Source organism: Streptomyces sp. NPDC029956, assembly GCF_055574655.1.
The window spans coordinates 61,273-79,590 of record NZ_JBVHZJ010000003.1 but is presented as its reverse complement, the minus strand read 5'-3'; the positions used below and the strand labels follow the sequence as shown (position 1 = coordinate 79,590).

The window sequence follows — 18,318 nt, the reverse complement described above, 5'->3', positions numbered from 1 at the left end:
GGGGTGCGGCGGGGGGGAGACGAGGGGGGGGGAGGGAGGAGGGACAAGGAGGGGGGGGGGGGGGGAGCGGGGGGTTTGTGGTGTTGTGGTCCCTCCCCCCCCCCCCCCCCCCCCCCCCCCCACACTCGTCCCGCCTAGAGGAAGGAGTTGATCTCGATCGTCTCGGTGCGGCCGGGGCCGACGCCGATCGCGGAGATCGGGGCGCCCGACATCTCCTCCAGCGCCTTCACGTACGCCTGCGCGTTCTTCGGCAGGTCCGCGAAGGTCTTCGCCTTGGTGATGTCCTCGGACCAGCCCGGCAGCATCTCGTAGATCGGCTTCGCGTGGTGGAAGTCGGTCTGCGAGTACGGCAGCTCCTCGACGCGCTTGCCGTCGATCTCGTACGCGACGCAGACCGGGATCTGCTCCCAGCCCGTCAGCACGTCGAGCTTGGTGAGGAAGAAGTCCGTCAGGCCGTTGACCCGGGTCGCGTACCGCGCGATGACCGCGTCGAACCAGCCGCAGCGACGGTCACGGCCGGTGGTGACACCGCGCTCGCCACCGATGCGGCGCAGCGCCTCGCCGTCCGCGTCGAAGAGCTCCGTCGGGAACGGACCGGCGCCGACACGGGTCGTGTACGCCTTGAGGATGCCGATGACCCGGCTGATCTTCGTCGGGCCCACACCGGCACCGGTGCAGGCGCCGCCCGCGGTCGGGTTCGAGGAGGTGACGAAGGGGTACGTGCCGTGGTCGACGTCGAGCAGCGTGCCCTGGCCGCCCTCGAACAGGACGACCTTGTCCTCGTCGAGCGCGTTGTTCAGGATCAGCGTGGTGTCCGCGACGAACGGCTTGATCTGCTCCGCGTACTGGAGCATCTCCTCGACGATCTGCGCGGCGTCGATCGCCCGACGGTTGTACAGCTTGGCGAGCAGCTGGTTCTTGCCCTCCAGCGCCGCCTCGACCTTCTGGACGAGGATCGACTCGTCGTACAGGTCCTGGACCCGGATGCCGACGCGGTTGATCTTGTCGGCGTAGGTCGGGCCGATGCCGCGACCCGTGGTGCCGATCTTGCGCTTGCCGAGGAACCGTTCCGTCACCTTGTCGAGGGTGACGTTGTACGGGGTGATCAGATGGGCGTTGCCGCTGATCAGGAGCTTCGACGTGTCGACGCCGCGCTCGTTCAGTCCACTCAGCTCGGAGAGCAGGACCGCCGGGTCGACGACGACACCGTTTCCGATCACCGGGGTACACCCCGGCGAGAGGATTCCGGAAGGGAGAAGATGCAGCGCGTACTTCTGGTCGCCGACGACGACGGTGTGGCCGGCGTTGTTGCCGCCCTGGTAGCGCACTACATAGTCAACGGATCCACCGAGGAGATCGGTGGCCTTTCCCTTGCCCTCGTCACCCCACTGAGCACCGAGCAGCACAAGTGCGGGCACAGGCGTACACCCCTTCCGGGTGGGGCATGTCCAAGGTCAGGGGCCGAGGCCGCCTCACCGGTGTGCCCCGGAATAGACGAAGCCCCTGGCGCAATAGCGCAAGGGGCTCTTGCACAAAGATGCTACCCGAGGAAGGACCGAGGTGTCGGATCACGACCAGCTGCTGGTCATCGTCGACCCGGTCGCCCGCCGAAGTGACGGCGAGTCCGTACGGATCGCGAAAGATGTGCTGTCCGCGGGCGCGGAGGCGAAGATCTGCCTGCCGGACAGCCCGGAGGAATTCACCCGCGCCCTGTCCCGGCGCGGCTCCCGCCGTCCCGTGGTGCTCGGCGACGACCGCGCGCTGCTGCGTACGGTGGCCCTCCTCCACCGGGAGCGGGAGCTCGCCGCGGGCGCCCTCTCCCTCGTCCCGATCGGCGCTCCGGACGCCCTGGAACTCGCCCACTCCCTCGGCGTGCCGCGCTCCACCCCGGCGGCCGCCCGCGCCGTCCTCGACGGGGCCGTGCACCGCTTGGACCTGCTGGTCGACGACAGCGACGGCGTCGTCCTCGGCGACCTCCAGGTGCCGGCCTCGGCCGCCCTCGCCCCGGCGTCCCCGACCGTCTGGGGCACCTGCCGCTCCCTCGTCCGCACCCTGGTCCGCCCGGCCCCGACGGCCCTCGCGGTCCGCACCCACCGGCTGCGGGTGGAGGCGGACGGGGTGCTGCTCACCGATGTCGACACCCCGCTGGAGAGCCTCACGGTCCGCTCGGTCGACGGTAAGGCCGAGGTGGTCGTCCACCCCGCGGCCGCCCCTCCCCGGCACACGACCGCCCGCGTCCTCACCGTCTCGGGCCCGGACTTCCGCTACCGCGCGGACGGCCGCGTCTCGGGACCGGTCCGCCGCAGGACCTGGACGGTCCTGGAGGAGGCGTGGGGACTGACCCTGCCCCGCGGCTGAGCCGAGCCGGCACCGGCGGTAGTGGTGCCGGGTCCGGCGGGAGTGGTGCCGGGTCCGGCGGCCGTCTAACGTCACGCGTGGGGTGGACGGTATGCGTGACGGGGGATGCGGCATGGCACGGGCGTTGGATCTGCCGGAGACGGCGCAGGCGCTGGAACGGTACGGGCGAAGAGCGAGCGGGGTGATGACGAGCGGGTGCGTCCTGTTCGTCCCCGCCGCGGGTGTCGCGCTCGTGGCGCCCGGGGCGCCGTGGGCGGACGACCTGATCGGCGCGCTCGTCGCCCTGGGCGTGCTCGTACTCGGCGCCGGGGCCGGTTCCTGGGCCCTGGCACGCCGGATGAGGCGCGTGCTCGGCTCCGGGGCCTGGTCGGCGCATGCCGCGGTGGCCGTGCGGAGCATGCGGAGCACCGAGGCCGTCGTGCTGCGGTCCCCGGCCGGGGACGGGCTGTGGCCGCTGGAGGTGGTCGCGCTGCGGCAGCGGTACGAGCCGCTGCGGCCGGGCCCCGACGGGGTGATGTGGTGGTGCGGGAACCCGGCCGGGGGCGGGGTGCTCGCGCCGCCCGGCGGCGGGGCGCTGATCTGGACCAGGCCGGTGAAGCACCGGCGGGCGCGGCAGCGGATCGTGGAGCAGGCCGCGCGGACGGGTCTCCTCAACCGCGCGACCCCCGTCCAGCCGCAGGCGCAGGACCGGACGCCGCAGGTCACCGATCCGGTCCCGACCACCGTTCCGGCCCCACGGGTGAGCCTGGTCAGGCGCCCCGAGTCCGACACGTCCGGCGCACCGACGTACGCGCGGCTCGCGGCCCACGCCGAGCGGCAGGCCGCGCACCGGACCCGGACCCGGGTCAGGACCCGGCGGCCGGAGGCGGACGTCCGCGAGGTGGCCTGGTGGCGCGTGCGGAGCCTGCGGCGGGCCGCCGGGGCCGGCCGGGTCCTGGTGGCGCTGGCCGTCTGCGCGGCGGCGGCCGTCGCGGCGGCCGTCCGGCCCGAGGAGAGCGGCCTGATGAAGCTCTTCCTCGTGGCGATCGTGGGGCTCGCGGCACTCGCGTACTCCGGCCACCACCTGCTGGCCCACGGGATTCCCGCGGTCCGGCTGATGGCCAGGGCCGCGCACTCCCCCGTACCGGTCCCGCGCCGGTACGTCCTGCTCCACGACCCGCAGGACGGCGTTCCCGTCCTGGTCGTCTTCGTGGCCCACGACGGACCGCACGACCTGCCCGAGGGGCTTCTCCCGCTGCTGGCGCCCGGCACCGGCAGGCATCCGTGGCTCGGGTTGCCGTCGGATCCCACGGGCACCGTCGAGCTGCGCGGCTGGCGCGACTTCTCCGCCGGCGGACTGCCGGTCGTCGTCCCCCGGTTCGAGGGGCGCACGCTGTGGCCGGCGGGGCCGTACCGGCCGGCCGGCGGGGCGGAGGGCGCCGCGCTCCTCGCCCGGCTCGCCCCGCCCATGAGCGCTCCGGCCCGCCAGGAGGGGAACCCGGCTCCCCGGGCCTCCTCGTAGGCCGTCCAGCGGTGAGCCGAGGCGTCCGCGGGGTAGGCCGTCCAGCGGTGAGCCGAGGCGTCCGCGGGGTAGGCCGTCCAGCGGTGAGCCGAGGCGTCCGCGGGGTAGGCCGTCCAGCGGTGAGCCGAGGCGTCCGCGGGCACCGCTCGTCCGGCGCGGCGTTGCTCAGATCTCCACCAGCAGCTCCTCGAAGCCCCTGATCACGAACCCCGGCTTCCGTACGGGCTCCGCCGCGAGTCGCATGCCCGGCGCCTGGCGCAGCAACTCACCGAAGACCGCTGCAAGTTCGAGGCGGGCGAGGGGAGCGCCGAGGCAGTAGTGGATTCCGGCGCCGAAGGTGATGTGGGGGTTGTCGGCGCGGGTGAGGTCGAGGGTGTCGGCGGTCGTGCCGAAGCGGGCCGGGTCGCGGTTGGCGGAGCCGAAGAGGAGGGCGACCTCGGAGCCGCGCGGGACGATCCGGCCGCCGATCTCGATGTCGTCGAGGACCCAGCGCTCGAACATCGGGAGCGGGGTGTCGTAGCGCAGAAGTTCTTCCACAGCTGTGGACAACTTCTCGGGATCCGGACGGACACCCTCCCTGAGCAGGGTCCACCAGCCGTTGACCGTGGTGTTGACGGTGGCCTCGTGGCCCGCGTTCAGGAGCAGGACGCAGGTCGAGATCATCTCCTGCTCGGTCAGCTCCTCCACCGCGATCAGCGAGGAGATCAGATCGCCCCCCGGCTCCTTCCGCCGCCGGGCGATCAGCTCCCGCAGATAGTCCGAGAACTCGACGGAGGCCTCGACCGCCCGCCGGGCCGTCTCCTCCGAGGGGTTCAGCTCGAACATCCCGCAGATCGCCGCCGACCAGGGCCGGAGCCGACCCCGTTCCTCGTCGCCCTCGGGGACCCCGAGCATCTCGGCGATCACCGCGACCGGCAGCGGCTCAGCGACCGCCGCCTGGAGGTCGCCGCCGCCCGCCGCCACCAGGTCCCCCACCAGGTCGGCGGCGAGGCGCCGTACCGTCGGCGCCAGGTTCTCCACCGTCCTCGGTGTGAACGCCTTCGACACCAGGCGCCGGATGCGGCTGTGGTCGGCCGCCTCCAGATCGAGCAGCCCGTGGTCGTTGAGCGTGTGGAAGGGCTCGTGGGCGGCGGGCGGCGCCTCCTGCCCGAACTCCTCGTGGGTGAACCGGTGCGTGTACGTACGGCCGAGGCGCCGGTCCCTGAGGAGCGCGGACACGTCCTCGTAGTGCGGGATCAGCCACTGGCGGGTCGGGCCGTGCCAGTGGGCGCGGCCCGCCGCGCGCAGCTCGGCGTAGGCGGGGTACGGATCGGCGACGAACTCCGGGGAGAAGGGGTCGTAAACAGCCTCGACAGCGTCCATGACCGGACGCTACCCGCGCGCCTCGGCCGGCTCTAGCCGCCGACGCGCACCAGACCCGCCTCGTACGCGAACACCGCCGCCTGCGTCCGGTCACGCAGCCCCAGCTTCACCAGGATGCGGCTCACATGCGTCTTGATCGTCGACTCGGCGACGACGAGGTGCTCGGCGATCTCGGAGTTCGACAGACCCTGCGCGATCAGCACCAGGACCTCCGTCTCGCGCTCCGTCAGCTCCCCTATCTGCGCCATCGCCGGCGGGCGCGGAGAGCTCCCCGGTGCCTTCGCGAACTCGGTGATCAGCCGCTTGGTGACGGTCGGCGCGAGCAGCGCCTCGCCGCCCGCGACGACCCGCACGCCGTCGGCGAGCTGCCGGGCGGAGGCGTCCTTGAGCAGGAAGCCCGAGGCCCCGGCGCGCAGCGCCTGGTAGACGTACTCGTCGAGGTCGAAGGTGGTCAGGACGAGCACCTTCGCGTCCGCGTCGGCGGCGACGATCTCCCGGGTGGCGTCGATGCCGTTCAGCTCGGGCATCCGGATGTCCATGAGGACCACGTCGGGGTGGAGGGCGGCGACCTGGGCGACGGCCTCCCGGCCGTTGACGGCCTCGCCGACGACCTCGATGTCCGGCATCGCGCCGAGCAGCACCGAGAAGCCCTCGCGGACCATCATCTGGTCGTCGACGATCAGCACGCGGATCACTGGTCACTCTCCTCACGGCTCACGGGGACGAAGGCCGCCACCTCGTAGCCACCGTCCTCGGTCGCCTCGGCCGTCATCTCCCCACCGAGCATCGTCACACGCTCCCGCATGCCCGTGATGCCGTGACCGGCGCCCGGCGAGGGCTTCACGAGGCCGCGTGCCGGGCCGTTGGCGATGCGCAGGCCCAGACCGCCGAGGACATAGCTGACCTCGACCTTCGCGGCGGCGCCGGGCGCGTGCCGCAGTACGTTCGACAGGGCCTCCTGGACGATCCGGTACGCGGAGAGCTCCACGCCCTGCGGCAGCTCGCGGACGGCGCCGGTCACGGTCTTCTCGACGACGAGCCCGGCCTCCTGGACGTTGCGGACGAGCGAGTCGAGGTCGGCGAGGGTCGGCTGCGGGGCGTCGGGGGCCTCGTAGTCCTCGGCGCGGACGACACCGAGGATGCGGCGCAGCTCGGTCAGCGCGGCGACCGCGTTCTCGCGGATGGTGAGGAAGGCCTGCTCCAGCTCCGGCGGCGGGTTCTCGACCCGGTACGGGGCGGCCTCGGCCTGGATGGCGACGACCGACATGTGGTGGGCGACGACGTCGTGGAGCTCGCGGGCGATGGTGGTGCGCTCCTCCAGGAGGGTCCGCCTGGAGCGCTCCTGGGCGGTGACGGTCTGCTGGGCGGTGACCTCGCGGTCGGCCTGGCGGCGGACCTGCAGGACGGTGACGGCGAGCAGGAGGAGAGCCGCGACGAACAGCAGCGGGATCGAGTCGGAGCTGCGTCCCACCCCGAGGAACATCTCCGCGAAGAGGCAGAAGGCGGCCGTCACGAGCCACATCCAGGCCGCGGTCCGGGGCCGGGTGCGGGCGGCGACCACGCCGAGGACCACGAGGTGGGAGAAGAACGTGATGTGCGACCAGGGCCAGCCGGCGTCGTAGCCGGTGAGGTAGCCGATGACGGGCGCGGAGGCGAGCGACGCCCAGAAGGCGAGGACGGGCCGCACCAGGGTGAGGAGCACGATCGCGGGCGGGGCGAAGGCCGCCATCAGCGTCAGCGCGGCGAAGCTGGTGTCGAACTCCTCGTACCCCAGGGCGAACACGATGAAGGCGAGGAACGCGACGACGGCGTGCGGGAACAGGCCGAGGTGCGGCCGTATCCCCTTCGGCAGGAACCGCGCCACCTTGGGGTTCACCTCGGCCGGCTGGAGCGGCCGGTAGGCCGTCACGTCACGGAGGAGTTCCTGCCGCAGGCCGCCGAGGACGACCTGGACCAGGTGGAACTCGGGGGCGCGGCTCGTCTCGGGGGTCTGTGTCTGGGTCACCCGCACCACGGTACGGGCGGCGGGGAACCCGGTCGTCCCGCTCGATGCGGATCCTCCCGGGTCCCCCTTGAGGACTATGGCCCGTGTCTCCCGTCCGTCCCCCGGCTCAGAAGAGCGTCGGGTCCAGCTCGCCGAGGGGGCCCTGGGTGTACAGCTGGGTGCGCGACGAGAAGGGGGCCTTCCAGTCGCCCGTGCCCGTGTAGAACCCGAGGGTGTCCGGTCCCACGGGGAACGCGTCGTCGACCAGGAGGTCGGGGCGGCCGTCCTTGTTCGCGTCGCCGACGGCCACGACGTCGGCGTACCGCTGCCAGCCGCCGCCGATCCTGGTGCGGGGCGCGAACGTGCCGTCGCCCTTGCCGAGGTACTGCCAGAGGACGCCGTCCCTGCCCCGGGCCAGGAGGTCCCCGGCGGGGCCGCCGCCGATGTTCCCGGTGGCGACGAGCTTGTCGTAGCCGCCCCAGCCGCCGCCGATCCGCTTGCGCGGGGCGAAGGGCTTGGCGATGTCGCCGGTGGCCTTGTAGAGCCACAGGACGCCGGTCCTGTCGGTGGCGACGAGGTCGGGCCGGCCGTCGCCCGTGAGGTCGGAACCGGCGGTGAGCGTGTCGTACGCCTGCCAGCCGCCGCCCACACTCGTGCGCTTGGCGAGGGAGGGGCCCGTGCCCTGGTAGAGCCAGAGCACGCCGGTGCGGTCCCGGGCGACGAGGTCGGCGTACTTCGAGCCGGCCAGGTCGCCGGTGGCGACGAGCCGGTCGTACACGTTCCAGCCGGCGCCCCGGTCGGTCACGTCCCAGTCGGTGATCCACGGGCTGCGGAGCTGCCGCACGTCGTACGAGACGAGCCGTCCGGCGGCGGTCCGGGCGAGGAGGTCCGGGGAGCCCTTGTCCGAGTAGTCGTGCGGGGCCGTGCCGCTGTCGACCCGAACGGTTCCGGTCCGCTTCAGGACCGGTCCGATGCCGTTCTCCGGCCTGGCGGTGAGCGTCCAGGTGTACTCGCCGTTCAGCGCGGCGGAGAAGTCGCCGAACACCCCGTTCCAGTCGGTGGCGAAGCCGCCGTCGGGGACCGCGCTGGAAGCGCCCATGAAGGAGCTCCAGCGCAGCCCGGTCCGCCGGTGGACGAGGACGACGTCCACCCGCGCCTGCGGTCGGCTGAGCCACCAGCGGATGACGGCCGACGAACCGCTCTTGCGGAAGTCCATGTCGGGGATCTCGACGCGCGTGTCGGTGAGCGCGGTGGAGACCTCGGCGGTGGCCACCATGGTCGCGGCCGGACGCCCGTCCGCCCCGGGGGCGATCCGGTAGAAGCCCTCGCCGTTCGCGAGCGTCCCGCCCTGCGCGAGGGCACCGTCCGCGCCGCCCAGGACCGTCACGGCGCTGTCGAGCAGCTTGACCGTGGTGCTGTTGTCCTGGAGGGAGAGGGCGGTCAGCGCGTGGAGCGGGTTCGGCGCTTCGGCCGTGGCGCCGCCGGCCACGGTGTAGGTGACCCAGCCGTCCAGCAGACCGAGCGAGATCCCGCCGCTCTGCGCCGGGAGTTCGCGCCGGCTCGTGGTGTCCGAGCCCCGGCGGGCGGTCACCACCACCGAGCGCCCGTCGGGAAGCCGTTCCACCCAGGCCACGTGCGTGGCGGAGGCGGCGAACGAGGACGTGGCGTCGACGGCGGGCACGGCCCGGTCGTCCACGGCCTTCGCCGCCGCGAGGTCCACGACGGCGAGCCGCTGCCCGGTCGTTCCGCCGTGCGTCCCGGTGTAGCGGACGGCGAGGACGCCGGGAGCGGTGACCTGTGTGCTCAGCGCCGTCGCGTCGGAGGGCAGACCGGTGATCTCACGGTGCACCGTCTCGCCCTGCGGCTGCCGGGACACCAGGTGCAGGGTCTGGCCGGAGGCCCCGGCGGTCCGCAGGAGGAGGGCGTCGCCCACCACCTGGAGGAGGGTGGCCGTCGGCCCCAGGAACGCGGTGTCGACGGCGACGGGCTCGCCGCCCGCCGCCATGTCGAGCACCTGGAAGCTGCTCTGGTGGCCGCTGCCCTCCAGCCGCACGACGAGGTCGCTGTGGGCGCCGCCCCGGTAGTACGGGGCCGGGGGCAGCGCGGTCGTGACCCCGCCCTCGTAGCGGGTCCAGGAGTAGGTCCGCTGCTCCCCCGCGGCGACCCGGCTGAGGTAGCCGGACGGCCCCGTGGCGAGCAGTCGTGCGTCGGGGCCGACGACGACGGGCGCGGCCTCGTCGGCGACGCCGGACGGAGCGGTCACCGCCGCCGGGGCGGACACCGGGACGGAGGCCGAGGCCGGGACGGCCGCCACGGCGCCCGCCGTCACCGCGAGGGTGACGGCGACGGCGGCGGCGAGCCGGCGGGGGCCCCGGAGGGAACGATTCACCGCGCTGCTCCTCATGCGACGTTGGTGAACGCCGTGCCCTCGCCCGCGTACAGGTCCGTCGTCCGACGGCTGAAGGGGGCGGTGGCGGAACCCGTGGAGCGGTACACGTACGTGCCGCCCGTGCCGTAGGCGAGCAGGTCGGGGCGGCCGTCGTCGTCGATGTCGCCGGCGCCGACGAGCTGGGAGAAGGCGCCCCAGCCGCCGCCGACCTTCACACGGGTGGTGAAGTTGCCGCGGCCGTCGCCCTGGTAGAGCCAGAGGACACCGGCGGTGTCGCGGGCGACCAGGTCCCCGCCGGCCGTGCCGGCGATGTCGCCGACGGCGGTGAGCTGGTTGTAGATGCCCCAGCCGCCGCCGACGCGGGCGCGGGTCGCGAACGGCTTCGCGGTGTCGCCCGTGCCCTTGTAGAACCAGAGCACCCCTGACGCGTCCGTGGCGAGGAGGTCGGTGCGGCCGTCGCCGTCGAGGTCAGAGCCGCCGGTCAGCTTGTTGTAGACGCCCCAGCCGCCACCGACCTTCACCCGGGTCGCGAAGGTGCCGTCGCCCTTGCCGAGGTAGTGCCAGAGCACGCCCGAGCCGTCGAGGGCGACCAGGTCGGCGACCTCGTTGCCCGCGAGGTCGCCGACGGCCTCGATCTGCTTGTACGTGTTCCACCCGGCGCCGATCCGGCTGCGCTCGGCGGTCTCGACGTGGCCGTCCGCCGGCCGGTCCCGCAGGTCGTCGCGCCACAGCACGCCGGAGGCGTCCCGGGCGAGGACGTCCGTGGAGCCGTTGTTGGTGTAGTCGTGCGCGTTGGCGTTGCGGACCATGTCCATGCGCCAGCCCTGGTAGGCCGGTTCGCCGGTGCCGTCGAGCAGCATCGCCTCGGCCTCCACCGCGTACGAGCCGTTCGGCGCGTCCGCCCCGTCGAGGACGCCGTCCCAGGTGAAGGTGAAGCGGTTGCCCTCGGCGGGGGCGTACACGCGCGTGCGGTAGACCTTCTCCGTGAGCATGTGCGTCAGCGTGACGTCCACGTAGGCCTCGCGGTGCGACAGGGTCCACCCCAGCGTCACCTCGCCACCGTTCTGGTCGAGGTTCACCCGGTCGGGGACGTGGACCTGCTGGATCTCCAGGTCGACCAGCGGGGCTTCGTCGGCCACCTTGGTGGCCTTCGGGGTGCCGTCCTCCGCGATCTCGATCCGGAACAGCCCCTTGCCTTCGGCGGCCGTCGCCCCGCGCACCACCCCGGTGCCGTCACCGGGCGAACCCGCTCTGGTGCCGGAGTCCATGAGCTGCCGGATCTCGCCGGTGGCCAGGGAGACGGCCCGGACGGGGTTCGAGGGGTTGCCGTAGACCAGCCAGTCGCCGACGAGCGTGGAGTACCACTCGCCGTCGTGGGCACCCAGGACGGTCCGCTTCTCCTTCCCGGTCCCGCGGTCGACGGACGCGATGTACCCGCCGGTGCCGTCCTCGTAGGCGTACCAGGTCACGTAGGCGGCGCTGAACTGCAGGCTGCTGAAGCCGTATCCGGACTCGGGCGAGGCGTAGGTCTCGACGGCCTTCCCGGCCGCCAGGTCGATCACGGCCCGGCCGCCGGTCCGGTCGCCCTCCGGTCCGGTCTCGTATCCGACGAGGACGGAGCCGTCGTGGGCCTTCGAGCCGAAGTAGTCGGTGGCGCCGGCCGGCAGTCCCGCGATCCTGCGGCTGCTCGTGGTGGCGCCGTCCTTGGTCACGATGTGGAGTTCCGACTGGCCGACCGCGTTCGGCACCTGCGCGAGGACGCTCGTCGGGCTCAGCACGGCCACGTAGTTGCCGTTCAGCGCGCCGAGGTCGATGTCGACGCCCGGGGCGGAGGGGTCGGCCATGTTCCGCAGGGTGACGGACCGCATCTCGGCGGACCAGTTGTCGTCACCGAGGACGACCACGTCGCCGGCCCCCATGGTCCAGCCGCCGTCCTCGGGCTCCTGGAGCGAGGTCGCGGCACCGCCGTCGTAGGGCGTCCAGAGGAGCTTCCGGGTGCCGTCGTCGGCAAGGGAGTAGGTGAGGAAACCCGAGGTGCCCAGGCCCGCGAGGTCCATGCCCTCCGGGTAGACCGGAAGGACGGCGTCGTTCTGCTGGGCCGGGGCCGCGACCGCGGCCGGGGCGGCCGCGAAGGCCGTCGGCGCGGTGGCCAGGGTGCCGGCGCCGAGGGCGGTGACGGCGAGGACGACCGTGACGGCCGTGCCGAGGCGGGTGCCGGTGGAACGGAGCTGCAAGGTGAAACCCCCACGAAGAAGATCGGGCACGGGAGTGCTGTGCCCGATCAGACTCGCGACCGGGTCGAGTGGTTGTACGAAGAACTTCTGTTCCTGACAGAACCCCGCTGACTCACCAGGCCAGTTGAGCGATCTCCTCCGCCACCACCGCGCACGCGTCCGCCGCCGGGTCGATCAGCGGGAAGTGGCCGACCTCCTCCAGGAGCGTCACGCCGACCGTCTCGCCCGCCTTCGCGGCCGCGTCGGCATAGGCGTCGGCGACGGCGTACGGCACGTCGATGTCCGTACGGCCCTGGACGACGGTGGTCGCGATCCCGGTCGGCAGCAGCACCGAGGGGTCGGTGTGGGCCGCCCGCTCCTCGTACGAGGACGGGCCGCCGAGCAGTTCGGTGACGGCGCCACCGCACACCCCCAGCTCGACCGACCGGCCGAAGTGGGCGATCGGGGCGAGGGCGACGACCCCGCGCAGCGCCGGCGGGGCGGGCAGCCGCCACGGGGATCCGACGGGCAGGACGTGCCGGGCGGCCGCCCAGAGGGCGAGCTGACCGCCCGCCGAGTGGCCGGTGAGCACGATACGGCCGGTGTCGGCCTCCGGCAGGTGAGCGGTGGCGAGTTCGGGCAGGGCGTCGAGCGCGGCCGCCACGTCGTCGAAGGTCTCGGGCCAGCGCCCGGCGACCGGGGCGGCACCACCCTGTCGGGGGATGTCGCTGCCGCGCCGGTACTCGACGTTCGCCACGGCGAAGCCGCGCCGGGCCAGGAAGTCCACGAACGGGGTCAGGTGCTGCCGGTCGTACGGAGCCCGCCACGCCCCGCCGTGCAGGGCGACGACGAGCGGCGCCCGGGTCGGCCCGCCGCGCGGGGCGTAGAAGTCGATCACCTGGTCCGGGTGGTCGCCGTACGCGGCGGAGGCGTCCGGGGGGACGGCCGGGTGCGAGAAGGCCGACGCCTCTTCGGCGGCATCGCGCGCGGCAGGGTCCGGCATGCTGTTCCAACCTCTCGGATACGGGGCCGAATCGGCCTGACCTGCGGGGACGGTACCAGGACTGGAGCCCCGCAGATCAGGCGATCATCGGACCGTACGAGACCGCGCGAGGCCGCGCGGAACCGGTCGGTGCCTCAGCCGGGCAGGTCCGCCAGGACCTCCGCGAGCACCCGCGCCGCCCGCTCCGCGTCCGCGAAGCCCACGTACAACGGGGTGAAGCCGAACCGCAGGATGTCGGGGCGGCGCAGATCGCCGACGACACCGCGCCTGATCAGCTCGGCCATGACGGCGGGCGCGTTCTCGCAGGCGAGCGCGGTCTGGCTGCCGCGCTCCTCGTGCGCCTCCGGCGTCACGGAGGTGACGCGGCCCTCCGGCACGTAGGCGCGCACGCACTCCAGGAAGAAGTCCGTGAGCGCCAGGGACTTGGCCCGCACGGCCTCGATCGCGACGCCGTCCCAGACGTCGAGCGCCGCTTCGAGGGCCAGCATCGAGAGGATGTCGGGCGTCCCGACCCGGCCCCGCACGGCTCCCGCGGCCGCCTCGTACCCGGGGGTCATGGCGAACGGGTCGGTGTGCGAGTTCCAGCCGGGCAGCGGCGAGTCGAAGGCCGCCTGGTGGCGCTCGGCGACGTACAGGTAGGCCGGCGAACCGGGCCCGCCGTTCAGGTACTTGTACGTGCAGCCGACGGCCAGGTCCACCCCGTGCGCGTCCAGGCCGACCGGCAGGGCGCCCGCGCTGTGGCACAGGTCCCAGACGGCGAGCGCGCCCGCCGCGTGCAGCGCCGCCGTGATGCCGGGCAGGTCGTGACGGCGGCCGCTGCGGTAGTCGACGTGGTTGACGAGCGCGGCGGCCGTCCGCGGACCGGCCGCCGCGGCCATGCCGGCCGGGTCGACGGGCACGATCCGGTGACCCGTCATCCGCGCCGCGGACTCCGCGATGTACCCGTCCGTGGGAAAGGTCGTCGCGTCGACGAGGATCTCGTCGCGGTCGTCGGCGCTCAGCCGGGCCGCCGCGACGACCGCCTTGAAGACGTTCACACTGGTCGAGTCGCCGACCACGATCTGCCCCGGGGCGGCGCCGACGATCGGGGCGATCCGGTCGCCGATCCGCTCGGGCGCGGTCCACCAGCCGGACTCGTCCCAGGAGCGGATGCGGAGCTCGCCCCACTCGCGGGTGATCACGTCGGCCATCCGGGCGGGGACGTGGGCGGGCAGCGCGCCGAGCGAGTTGCCGTCGAGATAGACGGTCCCCGCGTCGAGGGCGAACTTCTCCCGGTGCTTGCCGAGTTCGTCGGCGGTGTCGAGGGCGTGTGCCTTCTTCTGGAGGTCTGCCATGACGTCAGTCTCAGACATGGCTGCGCGCCGTCCAGAGCTCCGGGAAGACGTTCTTCTGCGCCCGCTTCTCCAGCCAGGCCACGCCCGCCGAGCCGCCGGTGCCGGTCTTCGAGCCCATCGCGCGGCGGGTGGCCACCAGGTGGTCGTTGCGCCAGCGCCAGATCAGTTCGGCGACGTCGCTGAGCGCCTCGCCGAGCCGTACGAGCTCGCCGTTCTGGTCCGCGTCCGCGTAGATCCCGGCCCAGACCGCCTCGACCTCGGCCGAGGGCTCGTACCGCTGACCGAGGTCGCGGCCGAGGACGGCGGCCGGTACGGGCAGGCCACGGCGGGCGAGCAGCCCGAGGACCTCGTCGTACAGGCTCGGCTCGTGGAGCGCCTTCTCCAGCTCGGCGTGCACGCGGGGCGCGCCCCGGTGCGGGACGAGCATGGACGCGGACTTCTCGCCGAGCAGGAACTCCATCCGCCGGTACATCGCGGACTGGAAGCCGGAGCCCTCGCCGAGCGCGGCGCGGTAGGCGTTGAACTGGGCGGGGGTGAGCTGGGCGAGCGGCCGCCAGGAGTGGTTGAGGGCCTCCAGCTCGCGCACGGAGCGCTTGAGCGCGTCCATCGCGACGGGAACGCGGTCCTCGCGCAGGGCGCGGCTCGCGGTCTCCCACTCGTGGACGATCACGGTGAACCACAACTCCATGACCTGGGTGGTGACCAGGAAGACCATCTCGCCGGGATCGTCCGAGCGGAGGTGCTGGAGGTGGGTGAGGACGTCCGCCTGGACGTAGTCCTCGTACGGCGTCGTGCCGGCGAAGTCGAGGTTCGGGGCGTTGGTGGCCGAACCTGCTCCGGAATCGGGATTACCCGGGGAGAGTGACATTTCTGTCTCCTCGATACGAACTACCGGGTAGCGGTCTGCTCCACCGTGCGCACGTCGTCCGTGCGTCACGGGAGCCCCGGTCCCCTCGGGAGGCGGGCTTCGTCGCGCGCCGTCCCAAGCGCATCATGACACGATCGGCCCGGTGATGTAGCTCCCGTCTTCGTCATACGGAAATGCGTTCGATCGACACCCGTCCAGGCCCTTGATCTGCTGCATCATCGCGGGCGCGAGCTTGCCCGGACCCGGGCAGCCCATGTGCTGCCGGATGCCGATCTCGTGCCCGACCTCGTGATTGATGATCAGGTGCCGGTACTCGGCGGCCTCCCCCGCGAAGGTCGGCGAGCCCAGCATCCACCGCCGGAGGTTCACCACGACCCCGTCGGTGGTCTCGCAGTTCAGCTCGCCGCGGGTGTCCAGACCCTGCCGCAGGCAGAGCGCGTCGGCCGTGTCCGGGGTGGCGATCCGGATGACGAAGTCGGCATTCTCCGAGACCAGCTGGAAACGGCCCCGGCCGTGCGCGGCCCAGCCGCGCGGATGCGCCAGGATCCGCTGGATCTCGGCCGCCGTGGCGCGCGCGTCCAGCGCGATGCCCTCCTCGACCTGGACCTGGTAGCGACGCAGGTCGCCGCTGTCGCCGACCGGTGCACCGGAGGCCTGCGCGGTGGCGAAGGTCCCGGCGCCGGACTTCGGCACGGTGGGCGGCTTCACCGGTTTCGACTGCGGCCTCGGCGTCGGCTTCGGGGTCGACTTCGGTTTCGGGGACGGGGTCGGCCTCGGTTTCGGCGGCGGCTTCGGTCTCGCCGTCGTGGGCCGGGAGGCGGGAGCGGTCTTCCTCGGGGCCGGGCTCTCGGTGGTCACCGTCGGCACCGGGAGGGGGGCCTGGGCCGCCGTGTCCTCGACGGGCGGGCCGTTGAAGTGGGCGAGCGCGACACCGGCGCCGAGCGCGACCGTCATCAGGACCAGCGTGGGCAGTACGAGCCGGCCGGCGGGGCCGCGTCCGCCTCCGCCCCGCCGCCGGCTCCGCGTTCGTCGCCGTCCTGCGGATGCGGCACGCTTGCCCACGACAGACTTCTCCCCTGCGTCGGCCGGCAGTGGGGGAAGAGGAAATGCGCCTCGGTACCGGCGTGTTCGGTCCTGCGGTTCCGGGGATCGTACCGGTCCCGATCGAACACCCTCGAACGGCCCGGGGGCTCTGTCCGGATTTCCCCCGGTCCGTCGGAGCAGGGGAAATCCAGCCAGTTTCAGCCGTCGGGCGATGTCAGCCGAGCGTCTCCGCCGCGGTCTCCGAGGAGTCGCGCAGGAAGGTCGTGCAGCGCTCGAACTCGTCCTTCTCGCCGATCTCGCCGGCCGCGCGGGCGAGCGAGTGCAGGGCGCGCAGGAAGCCGCGGTTCGGCTCGTGCTCCCACGGCACCGGGCCGTGGCCCTTCCAGCCGTTGCGGCGCAGCGCGTCGAGGCCGCGGTGGTAGCCGGTACGGGCGTAGGCGTACGACTCGACGACCGAGCCGCGCTCGTACGCGTCGTCCGCGAGCTGGGCCCAGGCGAGCGAGGAGGTCGGGTACTTCGCGGCGACGTCCGCCGGCGGCGTGCCGTTCGCGAGCAGCTCGCGCGGACCCGGGTCGTCGGGCAGATGGGTGGGGGCCGGTCCCCCCAGGAGGTTCTCATGCATGGCCATGGGGCCAGTCTGCCTCAGTCCCGCCCCCCGGAGGCCCTGCGGCGGGGAAGCACCGCCCCTCAGGCCGAGGCGGGCGGGAAGCACCGCCCCTCAGGCCGAGGCGTCCCGCTGTCCCGGGTCGAGGGGCGGGGACGACACACCGCAGTGCACCTTGCACTCCGGGTGGCAGCCCGCCCCCGCCGGCGTCCGCATCGTCGTCCACGCGATCACCGCGCCCACCACCAGGATCCCCGCGCACATCGGCATCGCCCGCCGGAACGTCGCCCCGAACTCCTCCGCCGAGAGGTACGCCTCCGGGCCCATCCCGGCGAGCATCGGCAGCGCGGCCACAGCGAGCAGCCCGGCCGCCCGCGCCGCCGCGTTGTTGATGCCGCTGGCCAGGCCCGCCCGGGACACGTCCACCGAGGCGAGCACGGTCGCGGTCAGCGGCGCGACCAGGGCCGTCATCCCGAGCCCGAGCACCAGCAGCGCCGGCAGCACGTCCCGTACGTACGAGGCGTCCTCGCCGACCCGCAGCATCAGGAGCATGCCCGCGGCGCACAGCAGCGGCCCCACCGTCAGCGGGATCCGGGGCCCGATCCGCTCCCCCAGCTCCCCCGACTTCGCCGAGAGCAGCAGCATCAGGACGGTCGTGGGCAGCAGCGCCGTACCGGCACCGAGCGCCGAGTAGCCGGCCACCACCTGGAGCTGGAGGGCGGCCAGGAAGAAGAAGCCGCCGAACGCGGCGTACACGCACAGGGTGACCAGGTTGACCGCGGTGAACATCCGGGACGCGAAGATCGACGACGGCACCATCGCGCGCTCGCCGCGCCGCCGCTCCACCACCACGAACCAGGCGCCGACGAGGATCCCGGCCGCCCCCGCCCACCAGGCCTCGCCGATCAGCGCGTACGTCACGAGCGCGAGCGCCGCCGCGCCCAGGACCGCGCCGAGCACGTCGAAGCGGCCGTGCGCGGTCTCGTCCCGCGATTCGGGGACGTGCCTCAGCGCGACGGGGACGCAGAGGGCGGCGAGCGGCACGTTCAGCAGGAACACCCACCGCCAGCCCGGCCCGTCCACCAGCCAGCCGCCCACGAACGGCCCGATCGCCGCCCCCACACCGCCGAAGCCGGACCACAGCCCGACCGCCCTGGCCCGGTCGTCCTCGTGGAAACTCGCCTGGATCAGCGCCAGCGACCCCGGGGTGAGCAGCGCCCCGCCCACGCCCTGGAGGGCGCGGGCGGCGATGAGCACCCCGGCGTTCGGGGCGATGCCGCACAGGAGCGAGGCGAGCGCGAACCACACCACGCCGATCACGAAGACCCGCCGCCGCCCGAAGCGGTCGCCGAGCGATCCGCCGAGCAGGATCAGCCCGGCCAGGGTGAGCATGTAGGCGTTGACCGTCCACTGGAGAACGGCCAGGTCGGCGCCCAGGTCCTCGCCGATGTGCGGCAGCGCCACGTTGACGACGGTGGAGTCGAGCAGCGCCATGCCGGAGCCGAGGACGGTCGTGAACAGGATCCATCGCCCGGTCCTGGAGGCCATCCGCACATCGCGCTCGCCCATGCCAGCCATGGTCCTCGCGGAGGCGTCCGCGTGCACCCCGGTGCGGGCGTCCGACGCCCCCGCGACGCCCGTGTCGGCCGGTGCGCAGC

At 73.3% G+C, this 18,318-nt stretch carries 14 protein-coding genes; 2 read left to right on the top strand and 12 right to left on the bottom strand.

What is annotated here, in order from left to right; genetic code table 11:
* Positions 1-134 precede the first annotated feature (134 nt).
* On the bottom strand, positions 135-1,418 hold the full coding sequence (locus ACZ4XX_RS02845) for an adenylosuccinate synthase (protein WP_024760101.1): 1,284 nt from the start codon (positions 1,416-1,418) through the stop codon (positions 135-137).
* 142 nt (positions 1,419-1,560) lie between these two features.
* On the opposite strand from ACZ4XX_RS02845, the gene ACZ4XX_RS02840 reads away from it, so the two are divergent.
* A complete protein-coding gene (locus tag ACZ4XX_RS02840) occupies positions 1,561-2,358 on the top strand; it encodes a diacylglycerol kinase family protein (RefSeq protein WP_468506214.1) in 798 nt (265 codons plus the stop codon).
* 112 nt (positions 2,359-2,470) lie between these two features.
* Complete coding sequence (locus ACZ4XX_RS02835; protein ID WP_468506213.1) at positions 2,471-3,859, top strand: hypothetical protein; 1,389 nt, start codon at positions 2,471-2,473, stop codon at positions 3,857-3,859.
* Between the two features lie 165 nt (positions 3,860-4,024).
* Here ACZ4XX_RS02835 and ACZ4XX_RS02830 read toward each other — a convergent pair whose 3' ends face one another.
* The 11 genes from ACZ4XX_RS02830 to ACZ4XX_RS02780 form a co-directional block, all read right to left on the bottom strand.
* Positions 4,025-5,221, bottom strand: coding sequence for a cytochrome P450 (locus tag ACZ4XX_RS02830; RefSeq protein WP_468506212.1), 1,197 nt, complete (start codon positions 5,219-5,221; stop codon positions 4,025-4,027).
* Between the two features lie 32 nt (positions 5,222-5,253).
* Positions 5,254-5,916, bottom strand: coding sequence for a response regulator (locus tag ACZ4XX_RS02825; RefSeq protein WP_468506211.1), 663 nt, complete (start codon positions 5,914-5,916; stop codon positions 5,254-5,256).
* Positions 5,913-7,235, bottom strand: coding sequence for a sensor histidine kinase (locus ACZ4XX_RS02820; protein WP_468506210.1), 1,323 nt, complete (start codon positions 7,233-7,235; stop codon positions 5,913-5,915). The genes ACZ4XX_RS02825 and ACZ4XX_RS02820 overlap by 4 nt, the downstream gene beginning before the upstream one ends.
* Positions 7,236-7,332: 97 nt before the next feature.
* Complete coding sequence (locus ACZ4XX_RS02815; RefSeq protein WP_468506209.1) at positions 7,333-9,594, bottom strand: FG-GAP-like repeat-containing protein; 2,262 nt, start codon at positions 9,592-9,594, stop codon at positions 7,333-7,335.
* Between the two features lie 11 nt (positions 9,595-9,605).
* Positions 9,606-11,828: an FG-GAP repeat domain-containing protein gene (locus ACZ4XX_RS02810; protein WP_468506208.1), complete on the bottom strand. Its 2,223-nt coding sequence runs from the start codon at positions 11,826-11,828 to the stop codon at positions 9,606-9,608.
* 112 nt (positions 11,829-11,940) lie between these two features.
* On the bottom strand, positions 11,941-12,810 hold the full coding sequence (locus tag ACZ4XX_RS02805) for an alpha/beta hydrolase (protein ID WP_468506207.1): 870 nt from the start codon (positions 12,808-12,810) through the stop codon (positions 11,941-11,943).
* Positions 12,811-12,944: 134 nt separating this feature from the next.
* Entirely contained in the window at positions 12,945-14,144 is a 1,200-nt protein-coding gene (gene kynU / locus ACZ4XX_RS02800) for a kynureninase (protein ID WP_468506206.1), read from the bottom strand.
* 10 nt (positions 14,145-14,154) lie between these two features.
* Positions 14,155-15,012 carry a tryptophan 2,3-dioxygenase family protein gene (locus tag ACZ4XX_RS02795; protein ID WP_468506205.1) on the bottom strand — a complete coding sequence of 286 codons (858 nt, stop codon included), beginning with the start codon at positions 15,010-15,012 and terminating at the stop codon, positions 14,155-14,157.
* Between the two features lie 123 nt (positions 15,013-15,135).
* The gene (locus tag ACZ4XX_RS02790; RefSeq protein WP_468506204.1) at positions 15,136-15,966 is read right to left on the bottom strand and encodes a DUF3152 domain-containing protein; all 831 of its coding nucleotides are present in this window, start codon (positions 15,964-15,966) and stop codon (positions 15,136-15,138) included.
* Positions 15,967-16,270: 304 nt separating this feature from the next.
* Positions 16,271-16,684, bottom strand: coding sequence for a DUF3151 domain-containing protein (locus ACZ4XX_RS02785; protein ID WP_468506203.1), 414 nt, complete (start codon positions 16,682-16,684; stop codon positions 16,271-16,273).
* Between the two features lie 90 nt (positions 16,685-16,774).
* The gene (locus ACZ4XX_RS02780; protein WP_468506202.1) at positions 16,775-18,229 is read right to left on the bottom strand and encodes an MFS transporter; all 1,455 of its coding nucleotides are present in this window, start codon (positions 18,227-18,229) and stop codon (positions 16,775-16,777) included.
* Between the last annotated feature and the right edge of the window lie 89 nt (positions 18,230-18,318).

Excerpts from the sequence above, each read along its gene's own strand:
- ACZ4XX_RS02835 (WP_468506213.1), top strand. The coding sequence starts at position 2,471 with ATGGCACGGGCGTTGGATCTGCCGGAGACGGCGCAGGCGCTGGAACGG.
- ACZ4XX_RS02830 (WP_468506212.1), bottom strand. The coding sequence starts at position 5,221 with ATGGACGCTGTCGAGGCTGTTTACGACCCCTTCTCCCCGGAGTTCGTC.
- ACZ4XX_RS02805 (WP_468506207.1), bottom strand. The coding sequence starts at position 12,810 with ATGCCGGACCCTGCCGCGCGCGATGCCGCCGAAGAGGCGTCGGCCTTC.
- kynU (WP_468506206.1), bottom strand. The coding sequence starts at position 14,144 with ATGGCAGACCTCCAGAAGAAGGCACACGCCCTCGACACCGCCGACGAA.
- ACZ4XX_RS02795 (WP_468506205.1), bottom strand. The coding sequence starts at position 15,012 with ATGTCACTCTCCCCGGGTAATCCCGATTCCGGAGCAGGTTCGGCCACC.
- ACZ4XX_RS02790 (WP_468506204.1), bottom strand. The coding sequence starts at position 15,966 with ATGACGGTCGCGCTCGGCGCCGGTGTCGCGCTCGCCCACTTCAACGGC.
- ACZ4XX_RS02785 (WP_468506203.1), bottom strand. The coding sequence starts at position 16,684 with ATGGCCATGCATGAGAACCTCCTGGGGGGACCGGCCCCCACCCATCTG.
- ACZ4XX_RS02780 (WP_468506202.1), bottom strand. The coding sequence starts at position 18,229 with ATGGGCGAGCGCGATGTGCGGATGGCCTCCAGGACCGGGCGATGGATC.